The organism is Pannonibacter sp. XCT-53, from assembly GCF_009915765.1.
Taxonomy (GTDB): Bacteria; Pseudomonadota; Alphaproteobacteria; order Rhizobiales; family Stappiaceae; genus Pannonibacter; species Pannonibacter tanglangensis.
Genome location: NZ_JAABLQ010000001.1, coordinates 3,296,365 through 3,311,761, shown reverse-complemented (window position 1 = coordinate 3,311,761; position 15,397 = coordinate 3,296,365). Strand labels below are relative to the sequence as shown.

Below are 15,397 nucleotides of genomic sequence, written 5' to 3'. Positions count from 1 at the left end.
GCCGCCCGCCACGCCAGCGGCGAAACCCTCTCCTTCATCGCCCCAGCCGACCGCCTCCACCCCTTCGACGCAACCACCGGAAAGCGCATCCCGGCACGCCCGTGACACCCCCTCACCCCTCACTCAACCAAAACGCCCCAAGGGGCGCAGCGCGGCCATTGCCTTTCCCTCTGCCTCCCGTCGCCTGCCGTGGCCCTTCACGCGGCAGGCGCGGGCGGTGGAGGGACACCACCCGGAGCCTGCCCGACCGCGTGCGGCTGCTGTATGCTGCGGCCATGTCCGAACCGACCGATTCCCTTCTTGTGCACGCCTCGCCGGAGCTGATGCGCCGCGTCGGCGCCTGGCTCGACCATCTCGGCGACGAGCGGCGACTGTCTGACAAGACGCTCGTCGCCTATGAGCGCGACGTGGCGCAGTTTCTCCGGTTTCTCGCCGGCCACCTGGGCGGGGCGCCCGGTCTCGACGAGATCCGCAACCTGTCGCCGGCCGATTTCCGTGCCTTTCTGGCCCGTCGCCGCACCGCCGGCGTGGGCAGTCGCTCGCTCGCCCGCGGGCTGGCCGGTATCCGCTCCTTCCTTGGCTATCTCGAACGGCGCGGCGAGGTGAATGCCGCTGCCGCCGGCGCGGTGCGGCCGCCGCGTCAGCCGCGCTCGCTGCCCAAGCCCCTGAGCGTGGCCGATGCCCGCGCGGTTGCCTCGGGCGAGACCGGTCTGGAGGCCGAGCCTTGGATCGAGGCCCGCAATGCGGCCGTGCTCACCTTGCTTTATGGCTGCGGCCTGCGCATTTCCGAGGCGCTTGCGCTGACCGCGCGGGCCGCGCCGCTGCCGACGACCCGCAGCCTGCGCGTCGTCGGCAAGGGGGGCAAGGAGCGGATCGTGCCCTTGCTGCCGGTGGTGGGGGAGGCGATCGCCGCCTATCTGCGCCTCTGTCCCTATCAGCCGCAGCCGGAAGGGCCCCTGTTTCTGGGGGCCCGCGGTGGACCGCTCAGTCCGCGTCTCATCCAGCTCGCCGTGGCGCGGCTGCGCGGGGCGCTCGGGCTTCCGGACAGCGCCACGCCGCATGCCCTGCGCCATTCCTTTGCCACGCATCTTCTGGCCGGCGGCGGTGATCTCCGCTCGATCCAGGAGCTTCTGGGCCACGCCAGCCTGTCGACGACCCAGATCTACACCGAGGTCGATGCGGCCCGGCTGCTGGAGGCCTATGACCGCGCCCATCCGCGCAGCTGAAGCCGCGCGCGAGGGGCCGCGACAGGGCCGAAAAAATTTTGCCGAAGGGGGTGCAATTTCCGCGAAACCTGCTAGGTTGCGCCACCTTTCATGCCATGGTGGCGCTTGAACTCAACCACCCGGTCCTCCGCCATGGTGGCCAGGCCGGGCCAACGTCAGGATTTACCTTGCAGGTTCTCGTTCGTGACAACAACATCGAGCAGGCGCTCCGCGTCCTGAAGAAGAAGCTCCAGCGCGAAGGCGTTCTGCGCGAGATGAAGGCGCGTCGCTCCTTCGAGAAGCCGTCCGAGAAGCGCGTCCGCGAAAAGGCGGAAGCCGTGCGCCGCGCCCGCAAGGCTGCGCGCAAGCTCGCACAGCGCGAAGGCCTGATCGCCGGTCCGAAGCGCAAGGCGCGCTGAGACCGTCTGGCGTCTTGCTCCTGCAATACCCTCGGGCCTGCCGGCTCCGGGGGTTTTTGCATTTGCGCCCGACCTTGGTCCCCGACCGGCCAGCCCGGAGACGCGGAGCTGCGGCCGGTGGCCCGGTGCCCGTGCCGCGCCGGACCCGGGGGGGCCTTGCGCCCCGTCGCAGCCGCACCGACCATGCCGATGCGCCTCCCCCTCGAGCGTTAACGAGGGGTTAATGGCCTGCCGCTACCGTATCGGCAGGAGGTGCCCATGCCTGCGCAAGCCCTGGTTCTGCTGCTGATCGTCCCGCTGCTGCTGCTGTCCGGGCCGGATCTCCGCCCGCCCGCAGCCGCGGCGCAGACGGCCACGCGCGTCTATTGCCCGCTGCCGGAGGAGGGCATCTGGGTCGACAAGGCCGCCAAGTGGCAGGAACTCACCCGTCTCGAGGTGGAGGCGACCTGCGTGGATGACCGCGTGCAGGTCCGCGCCCGTGCCTTCATGCGCTGCAGTCCGCGCGACTGCAAATGGGGCTGGACCGAAGCGGAACTCCGGCCGGGTGGCGGCGTGCGTGTCCGGCTGGAAGGGTTCTTCGGCACCCGCGACATCAAGATGCGGGCGTTCGGTGACAACATCGAGGCCGACGTGCTGGTGGTGCCCCATGATCCGCTGCAGCAGGAAGAGCTGACGAGCCACATCCTCAAGCGGGCACGCCGCTGAGCCGCGGCCGCCCTCCCGGACCGGGTTCCGCAAAATGTGATCGCCGCAGGTCTTGCTGCGGCCGGTCGTGCCGTTACCTTACGGAAACGGGGCTATCCTGCCCCGGCACGGTTCACCACCGGAGGGACCCTACATGCGCAGTCTGAAGAAGTCCGCAGCTGTCCTCGCCCTTTGCCTGACCGGCAGCGTTGCCGCCTCGGGCGTTGCCATGGCCTGCAGCCACATGAAGTCGGTCAAGGCCACCCCGAACATGACGGTGGCGCAGCTGCCGGCCACCGGTCAGACCCAGGCGACCGGCTTCTCCATCGCCACCAGCGACGTGAAGACCGCAGCCCCGGTCGTCGTTCAGCCGGCCCCCGTCGCCCGCTGATCTGGCCAACTGGCAATCGGGCAATCGGCCGCACCGGTCCCTCGCGGATGCGACGGGCCGCTGACCGACGTCCTGGCAGGTCGGCAAGCCTGCCGGGCAGAGCGATGCCCTGCCGCCCCCGCAGGCAGGGTGCTCCGGCGAACGTCCAGTCCCCCGGCTGGACGTTCGGCGAAGCGGCACGGCGGCTCAGGCGAGACCGAGTGCCAGACGCAGCCGCTTCGGCAGGCCGGCGGTCACGAGACCATGGGCCGCGGCGACATAGGCCCGGATCTCCTCGGGGTCGGTTTGCGCCGTCGACACCAGCTGCAGCCACCCGGCCCGGGCCAGATAGGGGGCCGGCCGGTAGTGCGGGGTGTCCCGCAGCATCGCGCCCGACAGATCGGAGGCCTTGAAGCTGACCTGGCCGTCCGCATCCGCACCACTCCAGATGGCGAAGATCTTGCCGCCGACCTTCCAGACCGAGCACCCGCCCCATTGCACCACATGCGAGGTTGCCGGGAGACCGGCGCAGAAGGTGTCGAAGTCGGCGCGCGTCATGGTCTGCTCCCGGTGCTGTCCGTCTCCGCGAGCGGCGGGAGGGGTTGCTTGAAACTCTGTCGCACACTCGCCATATTCGCAAGCAGTACGGGGTGATGGCACCCCGGTCCGGATGCCTTCCAGAAGGGTCCGGGTCTCAAGGTCGCTTTGCAGAGGACTTTGACGATGACGCGTATGTCAGCGTTTTCCAGCCCGTTCATGCTCGGGTTCGATGATATCGAGCGTGTGCTTGACCGGGTATCGAAAGCCGCCAACGACGGCTATCCGCCCTACAACATCGAACGCCTGCCGAAATCCGATGACCATGGCGACGTGATCCGCATCACGCTGGCCGTGGCGGGCTTCACCCGCGACCAGCTCGACGTCTCCGTGGAAGAGCGGCAACTGGTCATCCGGGGCCGTCAGGTCGACGACAAGTCCCGGCAGTACCTGCATCGGGGCATCGCCGCGCGCCAGTTCCAGCGCGCCTTCGTGCTGGCGGAAGGGATCGAGATCCTCGGCGCCGACCTCAAGGACGGACTGCTGTCCATCGATCTGGTACGGCCGGAACCCGAACGGGTGATCCGCCGGATCGAGATCACCGCGCGGGACTGATCCCGGCGGCACGGCGTGATCCGGCCCGGTCCGGCTTTCGCTCAAGACGACAACAAGGAGAACTGCCATGACGCGTGATGGTCATCCGCGCGCAACGCACCCGCGTGCCCTCTCGCCTGAAGTGTTTGCCCAGCTGGGCACGGGCCATGTCGGCTACCTGCGCCAGATTTCTTCCGACGATCTGCGCCGCCTGTTTCCCGGCACCCCGGAAATGGCGCGCGGCCTGCGCCTCTGGGCGCTGCTGGGGGCTGACGGCACGCCGATCGTCGTGTCCGACAGCCGGGAGGCAGCGATTGCCAACGCGCTGGAAACCGAGCTGGTGATGGTCAGCGTGCACTGACGCGCGCCGGCCGAAGCCCGGCCACACGCGCGGCCGTCCCGGGCCGCCCCGGATGAGGGCGCCCCACCGGACCGGGCCCGGCTGCACGGGTGGCGATCCTGCCGCATGCTTTCCCCTCTTGCTGCCGCGCCGTTTCGCGCTACGTTGCCTGATGTCTGCAACAATCGAAAGGAGGTGAGCCCATGTCGAGTGAGACCCTGTGCGTGGCCCTGATGTCTGGGCGGAAGGGTGAACTGCCGGAGCAGCCTCTGGCCGTGAGAACTTTCGCCGGGATCTGATCCGGACACGAGGTCATGTCGATCTCACGGGAGGGCCGCTCAGCGGCCCTCTTTGTTTTTCAGAACCCAAGCCTCTGGAATCGCAGCGAAAACGACCCATCTTCGGCTTTATCGGACGAAGCCCTTGCCAAAGCCCCATGGCTTGCTGATATAAGGGGCTCGGGAGGTTGGTGGTGGACGAGCCACTCGCCAACCGGGTCAGGTCCGGAAGGAAGCAGCCCTAACGAGATCCGGCACGGGTCGCCGTGCCAGCCTCCCACCCTTTCCCGCGCAGAAAACACGGGCTTCCATGAGCGGTATCGATGGCGACAGCCCGGACGGCACGACGGAGCCCGGCGCGGACGAGATCCGCGACGACCTGACCCTGTCGATGTTCGGCGATGCGCCCGAAGCCTCCGCGCCTGAGGCAAGGCCGGCTGCGGTCTCCGAGGCAGGACAGAAGTCTGGTGCCTACCGGGTTCTCGCCCGCAAGTACCGCCCCCAGACCTTTGACGATCTCGTCGGCCAGGAGCCGATGGTGCAGACGCTGGAAAACGCGTTTGCCACCGGCCGTATCGCCCAGGCCTGGATGCTGACCGGTGTCCGTGGTGTCGGCAAGACGACGACGGCACGCATTCTGGCGCGCGGCCTCAATTACGAGATCCCCGGCGAGGCGGACCGGCCCACGGTCAGGCTGACGCGCGAGGGCGTGCATTGCCGCTCGATCATGGAAGGCCGCCATGTCGATGTGATCGAGATGGACGCCGCCTCGCACACCGGCATCAACGACATCCGCGAGATCACCGATGCGGCGCGCTACCGTCCGGCCACGGCGCGCTACAAGGTCTACATCATCGACGAAGTGCACATGCTGTCCAACGCGGCCTTCAACGGGCTGCTGAAGACGCTCGAAGAGCCGCCGGAGCATGTGAAGTTCATCTTCGCCACGACGGAAATCCGCAAGGTCCCGGTCACGGTCCTGTCCCGCTGCCAGCGCTTCGACCTGCGCCGCATCGAACAGCCGAAGCTGGTCGGCCTGCTGCGCCGGATTTCCAACGCCGAAGCGATCGACATCTCCGACGAGGCGTTGACGCTGATCGCGCGTGCCGGCGAGGGCTCCGCCCGTGACAGCCTGTCGTTGCTCGATCAGGCCATCGCCCATGGCGCCGGGCACATCGACGCCGCGCAGGTGCGCGAGATGCTCGGTCTTGCCGACCGGGCCCGGGTCATCGACCTGTTCGGCCATGTCATGGCAGGCCGCATCGCCGAGGCGATGCAGGAACTGGCGCAACAGTATTCCATCGGCGCCGACCCCGCGGTCGTGCTGACCGATCTTGCCGACTTTACCCATCTCGTGACGCGCCTGAAGATCGTGCCGAAGGCGGGCGAGGAAGTCTCCGTGACGGAGACGGAACGTCTGCGCGGCCGCGAGTTTGCCGAGAAACTGTCGATGCGGGCCCTGTCACGCGCCTGGCAGATCCTGCTCAAGGGCATTTCCGAGGTTCAGGCCGCGCCGAAGCCGCTCGCCGCCGCCGACATGGTGCTCGTGCGCCTCGCCTATGCCGCCGATCTGCCGGATCCGGAAGAAGCGCTGAAGCTGCTGCGCGCCGGCGCGCTTGGGGCCCTGCCGCAGGCGCCTGTCGCTCCGGGTGGCGGCCAGGGCGCGGGTCCGTCCGGCGGGGGAGCCATGGCCGTCGGCATGGGCTCTGGCCAGATGGCACAGGCCCCGCAGCCGCAGGGGGCTCCCTTGGCCGCGCTGCCTTCCGCGCAGGTGCAGCCGGACGGGCGACCGCGCCTCGCCACCATCCAGGGCGGCATGGCCCAGCCCGTTGCGACCCCTCAGCCCGCGCCGCCGCAGCGCGACCCGCAGCCCGCCCGCCCGGCCATCATTCTGCGCAATCTCGCCGATTGCGCTGCGCTCGCCTCGGAGAAGCGCGATATTCCGATGAAGGTTGCCATCGAGCGGCAGATGCGGCTCGTGAAGTTTGAGCAGGGCCACATCGAGATCCAGCCGACCCGCGACGCCGGGGCCGACGTCGCCGGCGAGCTGGGCCGCAAGCTGACCGACTGGACCGGCACCCGCTGGATCGTGGCCGTCAGCCGCGAACAGGGCCGGCCAACCATCCAGGAGGAGCGGGAGGCGACCCAGGCCCAGCTCCTCTCCGATGCCCGCTCGCATCCGACCGTGTCCGCGCTGCTGGCCGAGTTTCCCGGTGCCCGGATCGTCGATGTCCGCGTGACGGCCGACGAGGACGAGGCCGAGCTGGCTGACCCGTTGCTCGGCGAGGCCCTCGGGCACGACGACGCCGACGACCTCTGACGTGACGCCGGCCCTTGACGTCAAGGGCTTGCAATGCGTCGCGCGCCTTCCCAGTTCCAGATGACCAACAGATGGAGACCGGAATGATCGTGACGACCACCAGCTCGCTGCAGAACCGCGAAATCCTCGACTACAAGGGGCTCGTGACCGGCGAGGCTATTCTGGGTGCAAACATCTTCAAGGACCTGTTTGCCGGTATCCGCGACATCGTCGGCGGTCGCTCGGGTACCTATGAGGCCGAGTTGGCCAAGGCCCGCACCATCGCGCTGGAAGAGATGCAGCACAACGCCGCCCGTCTGGGTGCGAATGCGGTCATCGGCGTTGATCTGGACTATGAGACGGTCGGTCAGAACGGCTCCATGCTCATGGTGACGGCAACCGGGACCGCGGTCCTGATCCGCTGAGCGGAACAGCACAGGGTCCTCAACCCACTGTGAGATGACGGTGACCGGCGCGCGCCCTATGGTTCGGAAAATCCTGATCCGGAGATAGCCCTCATGGCGCGTGCCGCAGCTCTTGCCCTTGCCCTCCTTGCCGCAGCCCCGGCTTCGGCCAGCGCGGAGACCGCGCTGTTTGCCGGCGGCTGTTTCTGGTGCGTCGAAGCCGACATGGACAAGGTGCCGGGTGTGACCGCGACGATCTCCGGCTATGCCGGGGGAAAAAGCGAGCAGCCCACCTACCGGACCTATGAGGACGGTGGCCACCGCGAGGTGGTTCAGGTCACGTTCGACCCGGCGAAGGTCAGCTACGCCCGGCTGGTCGCCATCTTCCTGCGCACCGTCGACGTGACCGACGCTGGAGGCCAGTTCTGCGACCGGGGCTTCGGCTATTCGACCGCCATCCATGCTCTGACGCCCGCCCAGGAAAAGGCGGCGAAGGCGGAAATCGCCAGGGCTGAACGGCTGCTCGGCCGGTCGATCGTGACCCCGGTCGAGGGGGCGGCGCGCTTCTGGCCGGCCGAGGACTATCACCAGGACTATTATCTCGGCGAGAACCGGACGCTGACCCGCTTCGGCTATGTCCGCCAGAGCGAGGCCTACAAGGGATACCGCGGCGCGTGCGGCCGCGATGTCCAGGTCAGGCGGGTGTGGGGCGAGGAAGCCTTCAAGGGACTGGAGAAGCCCGCCTCCTGATCGCGCCCGGCATGATGCTCCTGCGGCGCGACGGTGCGGCTCAGACGCCGGCCTCGAATGCCTCGACCAGATCCAGAAACGCCGTGCCATAGCGTTCCAGCTTGGACTGGCCGACGCCCGAGACCGCCAGGAGCTGGTCCGGCGTGACCGGCCGGGCCCGCGCGATGCCGATCAGGGTCGCATCCGGGAACACGACATAGGGTGGCACCTCGTTGTCGCGGGCGATCTGTGTCCGGAGGCGGCGCAGCCGCTCGAACAGCAGCCGTTCTTCCGCGTCCAGATCGTCCGCAAGGCTCGACGAGCGTTCGCCACGGGAGGACTTCAGGCTCGCGGCCGCCCGGTCCCGGCGCAGCAACACCTTGCGTTCGTTACGAAAGACGGCTCGCGCTTCTTCCGTCAGCACCAGCGCGCCATAATTGGCATGGTCGACGCCCACGAGCCCCATGGCGACGAGCTGGCGGGCGACGGACTGCCAGGTCTTCGGCGGCAGGCTCTGTCCGATGCCATAGACGGTCAGCTTGTCGTGGCCGAAGCGGGCGATCTTCTCGTTGTCCTTGCCGAGCAGCACGTCAATGACATGCCCGGCGCCAAAACGCTGGCCGGTGCGATAGACTGCCGACATGAATTTCGACGCCGCTTCCGTTCCGTCCCAGGTCTCGACCGGGGACAGGCAGGTGTCGCAATTGCCGCAGGGCTTCGGATAGACCTCGCCGAAATGCGCCAGCAGGGCCTGCCGGCGGCAGCCGGCGGTCTCGCAGATGCCGAGCAGGGCGTTGAGCTTGGCGGTTTCCGCCCGCTTCACCTCGTCCGGCGCGTCACCCTCCGCGATCATGCGGCGGCGCTGCACCATGTCGGCCATGCCATAGGCCATCCAGGCCTCGGCTGGCGCGCCATCACGGCCGGCGCGGCCGGTTTCCTGATAATAGGCCTCGACGGAGGACGGCAGGTCAAGATGGGCGACGAACCGCACATCCGGCTTGTCGATGCCCATGCCGAAGGCGACCGTGGCCACGAGGACGAGGTTTTCCTCCAGCAGGAAGGCGTCCTGGTTGGCTTCCCGGATCTCGCGCTCGAGGCCGGCGTGATAGGGCAGGGCGCGGATGCCCTTCGAGGTCAGCCAGTCGGCGATTTCCTCCACCTTGGCCCGCGACAGGCAGTAGACGATGCCGCTTTCGCCCTTGTGGCGCTTGAGGAAATCGAGAAGCTGCTGGCGCTGGTTCTCGCGCTCGACGATCTCGTAGCGGATGTTGGGACGGTCGAAGGAGGTGGTGAAGACCCGCGCCCCCTCGAGCTTCAGCCGGACGGCGATATCCTCGCGGGTGTGCGGGTCCGCCGTGGCGGTGAGCGCGACGCGCGGCACGCCGGGATAGCGCTCGGCAAGGCTCGCCAGCTGCAGGTACTCCGGCCGGAAGTCATGCCCCCACTGGCTGACGCAATGGGCCTCGTCGATGGCAAAGAGCGAGATGGCCACGCCCTCGAGCAGCCGGGAGAAGGAGGCTGTCGCCACCCGTTCCGGCGTCACATAGAGAAAATCCAGGGTCCCGGCGCGACAATCCGCGACAATTCGGGCCTGATCCTCCGGGGTCATCGCCGAATTGAGCGCGGCCGCACGGACCCCCGCTGCGGTCAGCGCGCCGACCTGGTCCTTCATCAGGGCAATGAGCGGGGAGATGACGATCCCGGTGCCCGGACGGCACAAGGCAGGGATCTGGAAGCACAGCGACTTGCCGGCCCCGGTCGGGAACAGGACGATGGCGTCCTCGCCCGCCACCAGCGTGTCGACCACTTCCTTCTGCCTGCCACGGAAGGACGGGTAGCCGAACACGTCCGCCAGCACCTCGGCCGGATCGCGGCGGGTGGAGGGGGGAAGGGGCTCGGCGGGATATCCGGTGGCCGTACGGGCCCGAAGCTGCGGCATCTGCGGCGGTGTCCTCTGTCCGGCGCACAATCCCTTATTCGCGCGCGCCGGGCAATGACCGCCTGTGGATGACCGGGTCAGGAGCGGCAGAAAAGCGTGCGTCCGCCGCAAGGACGGCGGCGCGACCGCCTCAGCTCCAGAGCGGGCTGGTGAAGATGGCGACCGATGCCCCGGTCGCCACGGTCCAGGCGAGCGAGCGCTGCGTCGCCCGGTCGGTCCAGTAGCAGACCGTGTAGATGAGCCGCATCAGGATGAAGAGCACGGCCAGCTGGTCGATCCACGCCTGGTCGCCACCCTTGCCGATCCCGACGATGACCGCGACGGCAAACAGCGGGAACGCCTCGAAGCCGTTGGCCTGCGCCCACTGCGCCCGGGCGCGGAAGCCCTCGGCGAAGAACGCCGGATCGCGCGGTCGGGCATTGTCGAAGCCCTTCATCATCTTGGCCGGCAGCACGGCGACCATGGGCAGGAAGGCGGCGGCGAGAACGCACCAGAGAGCGATGGACAAGATGGTGTTCCTTCGGCAGGACAGAGACAATGGATGACGGACGTCGGGCTTGCGCCCGGCTGCGGGGGCCGGCCTGGGCCGGCCGGAGCGCCGGCCCTGGCCCCAGCCCCAAACTCAAACTCAACCCCAACCCCAGCCCCGGGCCGGCCATGGCTGGCGGCGCGGGCCTGAGGCAGGGCTGACGGGTCCGGTCCGGTCCGCTATGTTGGGCATGGCATCCGATCCGTCAACCGCAAGCGGACCGACCGGAGGGCTGTGACGGGGATCTGGAGGCAGGCAGATGGGCAGGAGTGAACCGGCAGGCTGCAACGGGAGGCCGGGCTGATGCCCCGCCCGATCATCCCGCCGCCGCTGCAGGCTCTGGCCGTCGCGCTGGGCATGGCCGCCGCCGCCCGCTGGCTCCCGCCTGCCGCCGTCGCGGTTCCCGGCCAGACGCTGATCGCCGCCGGGCTTGCAGGACTGGGCCTTGCGATCGACCTCGTCTCGGTGCTGCGCTTCTGGCGCCAGAAAACGACCGTCAATCCGCTCCGCCCGGAGGCGGCCAGCCGGCTCGTGATTTCGGGCCTTTACCGCGTCTCGCGCAACCCGATGTATCTCGGCATGGCGCTCATTCTCGCCGGCTGGGCCGTCTGGCTCGGTCACGCGATCGCCGCTGCCGGCCCGTTCCTGTTCATGCTGGTCCTCACAAGGGTTCAGATCCTGCCCGAAGAGGCGGCGCTGGAGGCCCGGTTCGGCGACGATTACCGGGCCTACAAGGCCCGTGTCCGCCGCTGGATCTGACCGGCGACCTGGACGGCAGGGTGCAGGGGGGCGCGCGCGACGCGGCAAGAAGACACCCCGCGCCCTGGCGGACGCGGGGTGGGTCTGGCGCCGAGGAACCGGTTGTGAGCCGGCTTACTGGCTCGGAACCTGGCCGAAGAGCGTGCGATACATGATCGCATAGACTTCGGTGTTGTCGGTCAGCGGCTCGATCAGGGAGCTGTTGAGCCCGGCGCCGCGCACGAGGATGCCGCCGGCCACATCGTTGTAGCCGACGAAGGACAGCCCGTAGGCATGGCGCGTGCCGCGCGCGTCGGGCGCCGACAGGAAGACGTCACCGAACCGGCCCTGCTGACCGAGCAGGATCCCGCCGCCTTCCGTCGTGGCCTCGACCGCATCGCCTTCCTTGGCGTCCGGCGCGGCAATCACCTGCAGCCCGCCAGCATCGCTGTCGGCGGCCGTGATCAGCAGCGTGTTCGGGTTGGCGTCGACAAAGCGGCGCATGACGCCAATCGCTTCGTCGGCCCGGCCAAGCGCCTCCAGCGTGCCGCCGGCATTCATGCTGTTGGCGAGGTTGTCGGTGCCTTCCTCCTCGATCACCGCGAAGAAGCCCTCGGGATCCCGCGAGACGATCTTCAGCGCGACATCGGTCATCTCGGCGATGGTCGGCGCCCCTTCGACGTAGGACGGCTTGCCGTCGATCAGGTTGCGCTCGGCCTCCTGGTCGTTGAACGTGTGGCCGCGCGCGAAGACGCCGAGCACCTTGTCGACGCTGGCCGTGTCGAGGGCCATCAGCTCCTCGCGGGTGTAGACGACGGTGTAGCCCAGTTCCTTGGCCCGCTCGATGAGATTGAGGCCGTCCTTGCGCTCGCCCGCCCCATGCCGGCCCTGGACACCCTCCGGCAGCAGGAAGCGTTCCCCGCCGGCCATGATGACCTGGGCGCCCGACTCGATGACCTCCCGCGAGATGAAGCTGGTGTCGCTGCGCGACGGCGAGGACGCGACAAAGGCGGCCGTGCCCGGCTCGGCGATATGGCCGCTCTGGACAAGGGCCACGGCACGTCCGGCCGCCAGCGCCTCTTCCGCGATCGACATGGTCTTGCCCGAGGCGGCGGTGATCGGCGTGCTGCCATCGAGGCCGAAACTGTCAGCCTGAACCTTCACGCCATAGGCATGCACGGTGGCCCCGCCGTGCGACGTGCCCGTCAGGCGGTCCTGCATGTGGCCGGTGTAGACACCCATCGCGGGCAGGCGGTCCCAGTTGAGCTCGCCGTCGGGACCAACCAGATGCATCCGGGCCGCACCCCAGGCGTTGACGCTGGTGCCGTCTGGATGGAAGAAGATGACGTTGCCGGTCGTGGCGGTCTGCGCCAGGGCCGGAGCCGCCAGCGTCAGAAGAGCGGTCGCGCAAAAGAGAGATTTCAAAGACATAGCATATCTCCAGTACGTGCCATCTGTGATACGCATCAGCCCCCGGTCCGCGATTAACCATCCTTTCGTTACGGCCAGATGACAAACATCCGCAGCGGCAGGACCGCGCGGCCGCGTATGCCCCCGCAACCCGATGCAATCGCCCGACGCCGGCTCCGGCGCCAGCCTGTCAGCCCTGGCGTCCCCGGTGTCCGTGCAGGGCGGCGACGGCGAAGTCGATGAAGGCGCGGACTTTCGGCGGGACGTGGCGGCGGGAGGGATAGAGGGCGTGAACGGTGACGTCCGGCGTGCTCCACCCCTCGAGCAGCTGCACCAGACGCCCGGCGGCGAGATCATCGGCCACGTAGGCGCGAGGGATCAGGCTGAGACCGAAACCGGCGCGCAGGGCATCCCGCACAGCGAGGCTTGAGGCCACCTGATAGCGGCCGGTGACCCTTTGTCGCACCACGCGGCTGTCGCGCTCGAACACCCACTCGTCGGCATGGCCGGAGAGGGAAAAGCGCACGCACTCATGTCCGGCCAGCTCCTCCGGCACCTGCGGCGTTCCCCGGCGGGCGAGGTAGGCCGGCGCGGCACAGACCACATGGCACAGCGCACCGATCCGCCGGCTGATCAGGCCGGTGTCCTCCAGCTTCAGGCCGCCGCGCAGGGCAAGGTCGTAGCCGTCGCGCACCAGGTCAACGCGGCGGTCGTTGAGATCCAGATCCAGGCTGATCCTCGGGTGGCGGTCGAGGAACTCGGGGATCCGCTCGGTCAGCAGGACCAGACTGGAGGTCATCGGGGCGCTGACGCGCAGCAGGCCCGACGGCTCGGCATTGAGGCTGGCGAGCTGGTCGCGCGCCTCCTCCAGCTCGCCGAGCGCCCGGCGGACCTGCTCCAGATAGAGGCTTCCCGCCTCGGTCAGATGCAGCCGGCGTGTGGTCCGGTTGATGAGCCGGGTGCCGAGATCGGCCTCCAGCTCGCTGATGGCCTTGCTGGCCCCGGCAGGCGACAGACCGACACTGCGTGCGGCAGCGGCAAAGCTGCCGAGATCCGCGATGGCGCGGAAAAGGCGAAGGGTGGCGAGGCTTTCCATCCGGGCATCATTATTCACTTCTGGTCATGAGTGAACCAAAATTCTGCAGGATTATCGACCAACGGGCGCCGGGGTACCTCTGGGATCGCGGCAGGGGCCCGGCCTTTCGGACCTCCGCCGACGCGGGGGCCCCACCGCCCCCTTCTTCCTGACGCCCGGAGCCAGCCATGCAGATCCAGATCCCGGCCCTTGTCGACGCCATCGAGACCCGTTCCTCCACAAACTTCTTCCAGCCGGACAGTGCGCTGGAGGATGCCGCGATCCTGCGCCTGGTCGAGCTTGCCACGCGGGCACCGACGGCGTTCAACCTGCAGAACTGGCGCTTCCTTGCAGTGCGGTCGCCGCAGGAGAAGGCGCGCCTGCAGGCCCTTGCGGCAGGACAGGCCAAGGTCAGCGAGGCTGCCGTCACCTTCATCCTCTGCGGTCTGCACCCGCGGCAGGGCAGCCTGCCACCCTTGCTTGCACCCAGTGTCGAGGCCGGATATATGCCGGCAGCGCTGGCCGCCGATCTGGCATCGGCCGCCGACGCATTCTACGGGGACAACCTTCGGCTGTCCCGCGACGAGGCCATCCGGTCCGCGAGCCTCGCCGGTGCTTTCCTGATGATCGCCGCACAGGCGCACGGACTGGGCGCCTGCCCGATGGTTGGGTTTGATGCGGACGCAGTGGCGCAGGCCTTCGGCCTGGCGCAGGATGAAGTCCCGGTGATGCTCGTCGCCGTGGGCCGCACCGCCGCGGGCAACTGGCCACAGAAGCCGCGTCTCGCCCCAGCGTCCGTCGCAACACTCCTCTGATCCTTGCCGAACGGACCCCGCCCATGTTGAGGCTTTCCCTGCTTGCCACCGCTGTTGCCCCGCTGATCTGGGGCAGCAGCTACATCGTGATCACCGAATTCCTGCCGCCGGACCGGCCGATGACGCTTGCCATGTGGCGGGCCCTGCCGGCGGCCCTGCTGCTGCTGCTGATCGTGCGCCAGCTGCCGCGCGGCAAGTGGATCTGGCGCGTCACGGTGCTGGGCGCGCTCAATTTCACGCTGTTCTGGACGCTGATGAACATCGGCGCCTATCGCCTGCCCGGGGGTGTGGCGGCAACGGTCGGGGCCGTGCAGCCCCTGATCGTGCTCGCGCTCTCGCGCCTGCTGATCGGCACGCCGCTGACCGCCGTGGCAGCCGTGGCCGCGATGACCGGGCTGTTCGGCGTCGGCCTGCTCACCTTGCGGCCGGAAGCGGCCCTCGACGGCCCCGGCATCCTCGCCGCGCTGGGCGGCGCCGTGTCGATGGCCTTCGGCACCGTGCTGACCCGCTACTGGAAGCCGGATGTCTCGGCCGTCACCTTCACGGCCTGGCAGCTGACGGCCGGCGGCCTGCTGCTTGTCCCGCTGGCCCTGCTGAGCGAGCCGGCGCTGCCGCCGCTGACGCTGACCAACTGGGTGGCCTTCGCCTATTTCAGCTTCATCGGCGCGGGGCTCACCTATCTGCTCTGGTTCCGCGGCATCGCGCTGATGGGCCCGACGGCCGTGGCGCCGATCGCGCTGCTGTCGCCGGCGATGGCCGTGGTGCTGGGCTGGGTGTGGCTGGATCAGGGCCTGAGCTTCTGGCAGCTGGTGGGCATGGGCCTCGTGCTGGTCAGCGTGCTGGCCGGGCAATGGGCGGGCATGGCGGCCGAACGCACGCGCCAGGCCGACGCGGCGGCCGCCGCAACGGCCGCAACCCCCGATGACGCAGCGGCGGCAAGCCCTGTGCACGGTGGCGACCTGCGACCGCAGGGATCGGCCTGAGCAGCGGCCCGGATGGTGGCCGGGTGGCGGCCAGATGGCTGCCAGATGG

At 68.8% G+C, this 15,397-nt stretch carries 17 protein-coding genes and 1 other RNA gene; 13 read left to right on the top strand and 5 right to left on the bottom strand.

The features are described from left to right. Nucleotides 1-275: 275 nt before the first annotated feature. The 4 genes from GWI72_RS14835 to GWI72_RS14820 all read left to right on the top strand — a co-directional run bounded on the left by GWI72_RS14835 (nt 276) and on the right by GWI72_RS14820 (nt 2,699). Nucleotides 276-1,226: a tyrosine recombinase XerC gene (locus GWI72_RS14835; RefSeq protein WP_161678173.1), complete on the top strand. Its 951-nt coding sequence runs from the start codon at nt 276-278 to the stop codon at nt 1,224-1,226. A 167-nt stretch (nt 1,227-1,393) separates the two neighbouring features. Further along, the gene (rpsU, locus tag GWI72_RS14830) at nt 1,394-1,624 is read left to right on the top strand and encodes a 30S ribosomal protein S21 (protein WP_161678153.1); all 231 of its coding nucleotides are present in this window, start codon (nt 1,394-1,396) and stop codon (nt 1,622-1,624) included. 258 nt (nt 1,625-1,882) lie between these two features. Beyond that, nucleotides 1,883-2,329, top strand: coding sequence for a hypothetical protein (locus tag GWI72_RS14825; protein WP_209000121.1), 447 nt, complete (start codon nt 1,883-1,885; stop codon nt 2,327-2,329). A gap of 133 nt (nt 2,330-2,462) precedes the next feature. Then, nucleotides 2,463-2,699: a hypothetical protein gene (locus GWI72_RS14820; protein ID WP_161678155.1), complete on the top strand. Its 237-nt coding sequence runs from the start codon at nt 2,463-2,465 to the stop codon at nt 2,697-2,699. Nucleotides 2,700-2,885: 186 nt separating this feature from the next. Here the strand turns inward: GWI72_RS14820 and GWI72_RS14815 are convergent, their stop codons facing one another. Beyond that, the gene (locus tag GWI72_RS14815; RefSeq protein WP_161709057.1) at nt 2,886-3,236 is read right to left on the bottom strand and encodes an MmcQ/YjbR family DNA-binding protein; all 351 of its coding nucleotides are present in this window, start codon (nt 3,234-3,236) and stop codon (nt 2,886-2,888) included. A gap of 165 nt (nt 3,237-3,401) precedes the next feature. Here GWI72_RS14815 and GWI72_RS14810 point away from each other — a divergent pair, with 165 nt between their 5' ends. The 6 genes from GWI72_RS14810 to msrA all read left to right on the top strand — a co-directional run bounded on the left by GWI72_RS14810 (nt 3,402) and on the right by msrA (nt 7,880). Further along, entirely contained in the window at nt 3,402-3,830 is a 429-nt protein-coding gene (locus tag GWI72_RS14810) for an Hsp20 family protein (protein WP_179956085.1), read from the top strand. 67 nt (nt 3,831-3,897) lie between these two features. Further along, entirely contained in the window at nt 3,898-4,170 is a 273-nt protein-coding gene (locus GWI72_RS14805) for a BQ00720 family protein (RefSeq protein WP_161709056.1), read from the top strand. A gap of 440 nt (nt 4,171-4,610) precedes the next feature. Next, nucleotides 4,611-4,708: signal recognition particle sRNA small type (gene ffs / locus GWI72_RS14800), an RNA gene on the top strand. 110 nt (nt 4,709-4,818) lie between these two features. Beyond that, the gene (locus tag GWI72_RS14795; RefSeq protein ID WP_161709199.1) at nt 4,819-6,747 is read left to right on the top strand and encodes a DNA polymerase III subunit gamma/tau; all 1,929 of its coding nucleotides are present in this window, start codon (nt 4,819-4,821) and stop codon (nt 6,745-6,747) included. Nucleotides 6,748-6,830: 83 nt separating this feature from the next. Beyond that, nucleotides 6,831-7,151, top strand: coding sequence for a heavy metal-binding domain-containing protein (locus tag GWI72_RS14790; protein ID WP_161678161.1), 321 nt, complete (start codon nt 6,831-6,833; stop codon nt 7,149-7,151). 93 nt (nt 7,152-7,244) lie between these two features. Beyond that, nucleotides 7,245-7,880: a peptide-methionine (S)-S-oxide reductase MsrA gene (gene msrA, locus GWI72_RS14785; RefSeq protein ID WP_161709055.1), complete on the top strand. Its 636-nt coding sequence runs from the start codon at nt 7,245-7,247 to the stop codon at nt 7,878-7,880. A 40-nt stretch (nt 7,881-7,920) separates the two neighbouring features. Here msrA and recQ read toward each other — a convergent pair whose 3' ends face one another. Beyond that, nucleotides 7,921-9,798: a DNA helicase RecQ gene (gene recQ / locus GWI72_RS14780; protein ID WP_161678165.1), complete on the bottom strand. Its 1,878-nt coding sequence runs from the start codon at nt 9,796-9,798 to the stop codon at nt 7,921-7,923. Between the two features lie 130 nt (nt 9,799-9,928). Further along, nucleotides 9,929-10,306, bottom strand: coding sequence for an MAPEG family protein (locus GWI72_RS14775; RefSeq protein WP_161709054.1), 378 nt, complete (start codon nt 10,304-10,306; stop codon nt 9,929-9,931). A 324-nt stretch (nt 10,307-10,630) separates the two neighbouring features. Here GWI72_RS14775 and GWI72_RS14770 point away from each other — a divergent pair, with 324 nt between their 5' ends. Beyond that, entirely contained in the window at nt 10,631-11,086 is a 456-nt protein-coding gene (locus GWI72_RS14770; protein WP_161709053.1) for a methyltransferase family protein, read from the top strand. A gap of 114 nt (nt 11,087-11,200) precedes the next feature. Here GWI72_RS14770 and GWI72_RS14765 read toward each other — a convergent pair whose 3' ends face one another. Together GWI72_RS14765 and GWI72_RS14760 are read right to left on the bottom strand one after the other, a co-directional pair. Then, entirely contained in the window at nt 11,201-12,496 is a 1,296-nt protein-coding gene (locus tag GWI72_RS14765; protein ID WP_161709052.1) for an alkaline phosphatase, read from the bottom strand. 169 nt (nt 12,497-12,665) lie between these two features. Next, nucleotides 12,666-13,571, bottom strand: coding sequence for a LysR family transcriptional regulator (locus tag GWI72_RS14760; protein WP_161709051.1), 906 nt, complete (start codon nt 13,569-13,571; stop codon nt 12,666-12,668). A gap of 167 nt (nt 13,572-13,738) precedes the next feature. Here GWI72_RS14760 and GWI72_RS14755 point away from each other — a divergent pair, with 167 nt between their 5' ends. Both GWI72_RS14755 and GWI72_RS14750 read left to right on the top strand, forming a co-directional pair. Further along, the gene (locus tag GWI72_RS14755; protein ID WP_161676952.1) at nt 13,739-14,365 is read left to right on the top strand and encodes a nitroreductase family protein; all 627 of its coding nucleotides are present in this window, start codon (nt 13,739-13,741) and stop codon (nt 14,363-14,365) included. Nucleotides 14,366-14,388: 23 nt separating this feature from the next. Next, on the top strand, nt 14,389-15,348 hold the full coding sequence (locus tag GWI72_RS14750; RefSeq protein ID WP_161676951.1) for a DMT family transporter: 960 nt from the start codon (nt 14,389-14,391) through the stop codon (nt 15,346-15,348). Nucleotides 15,349-15,397 lie beyond the last annotated feature (49 nt).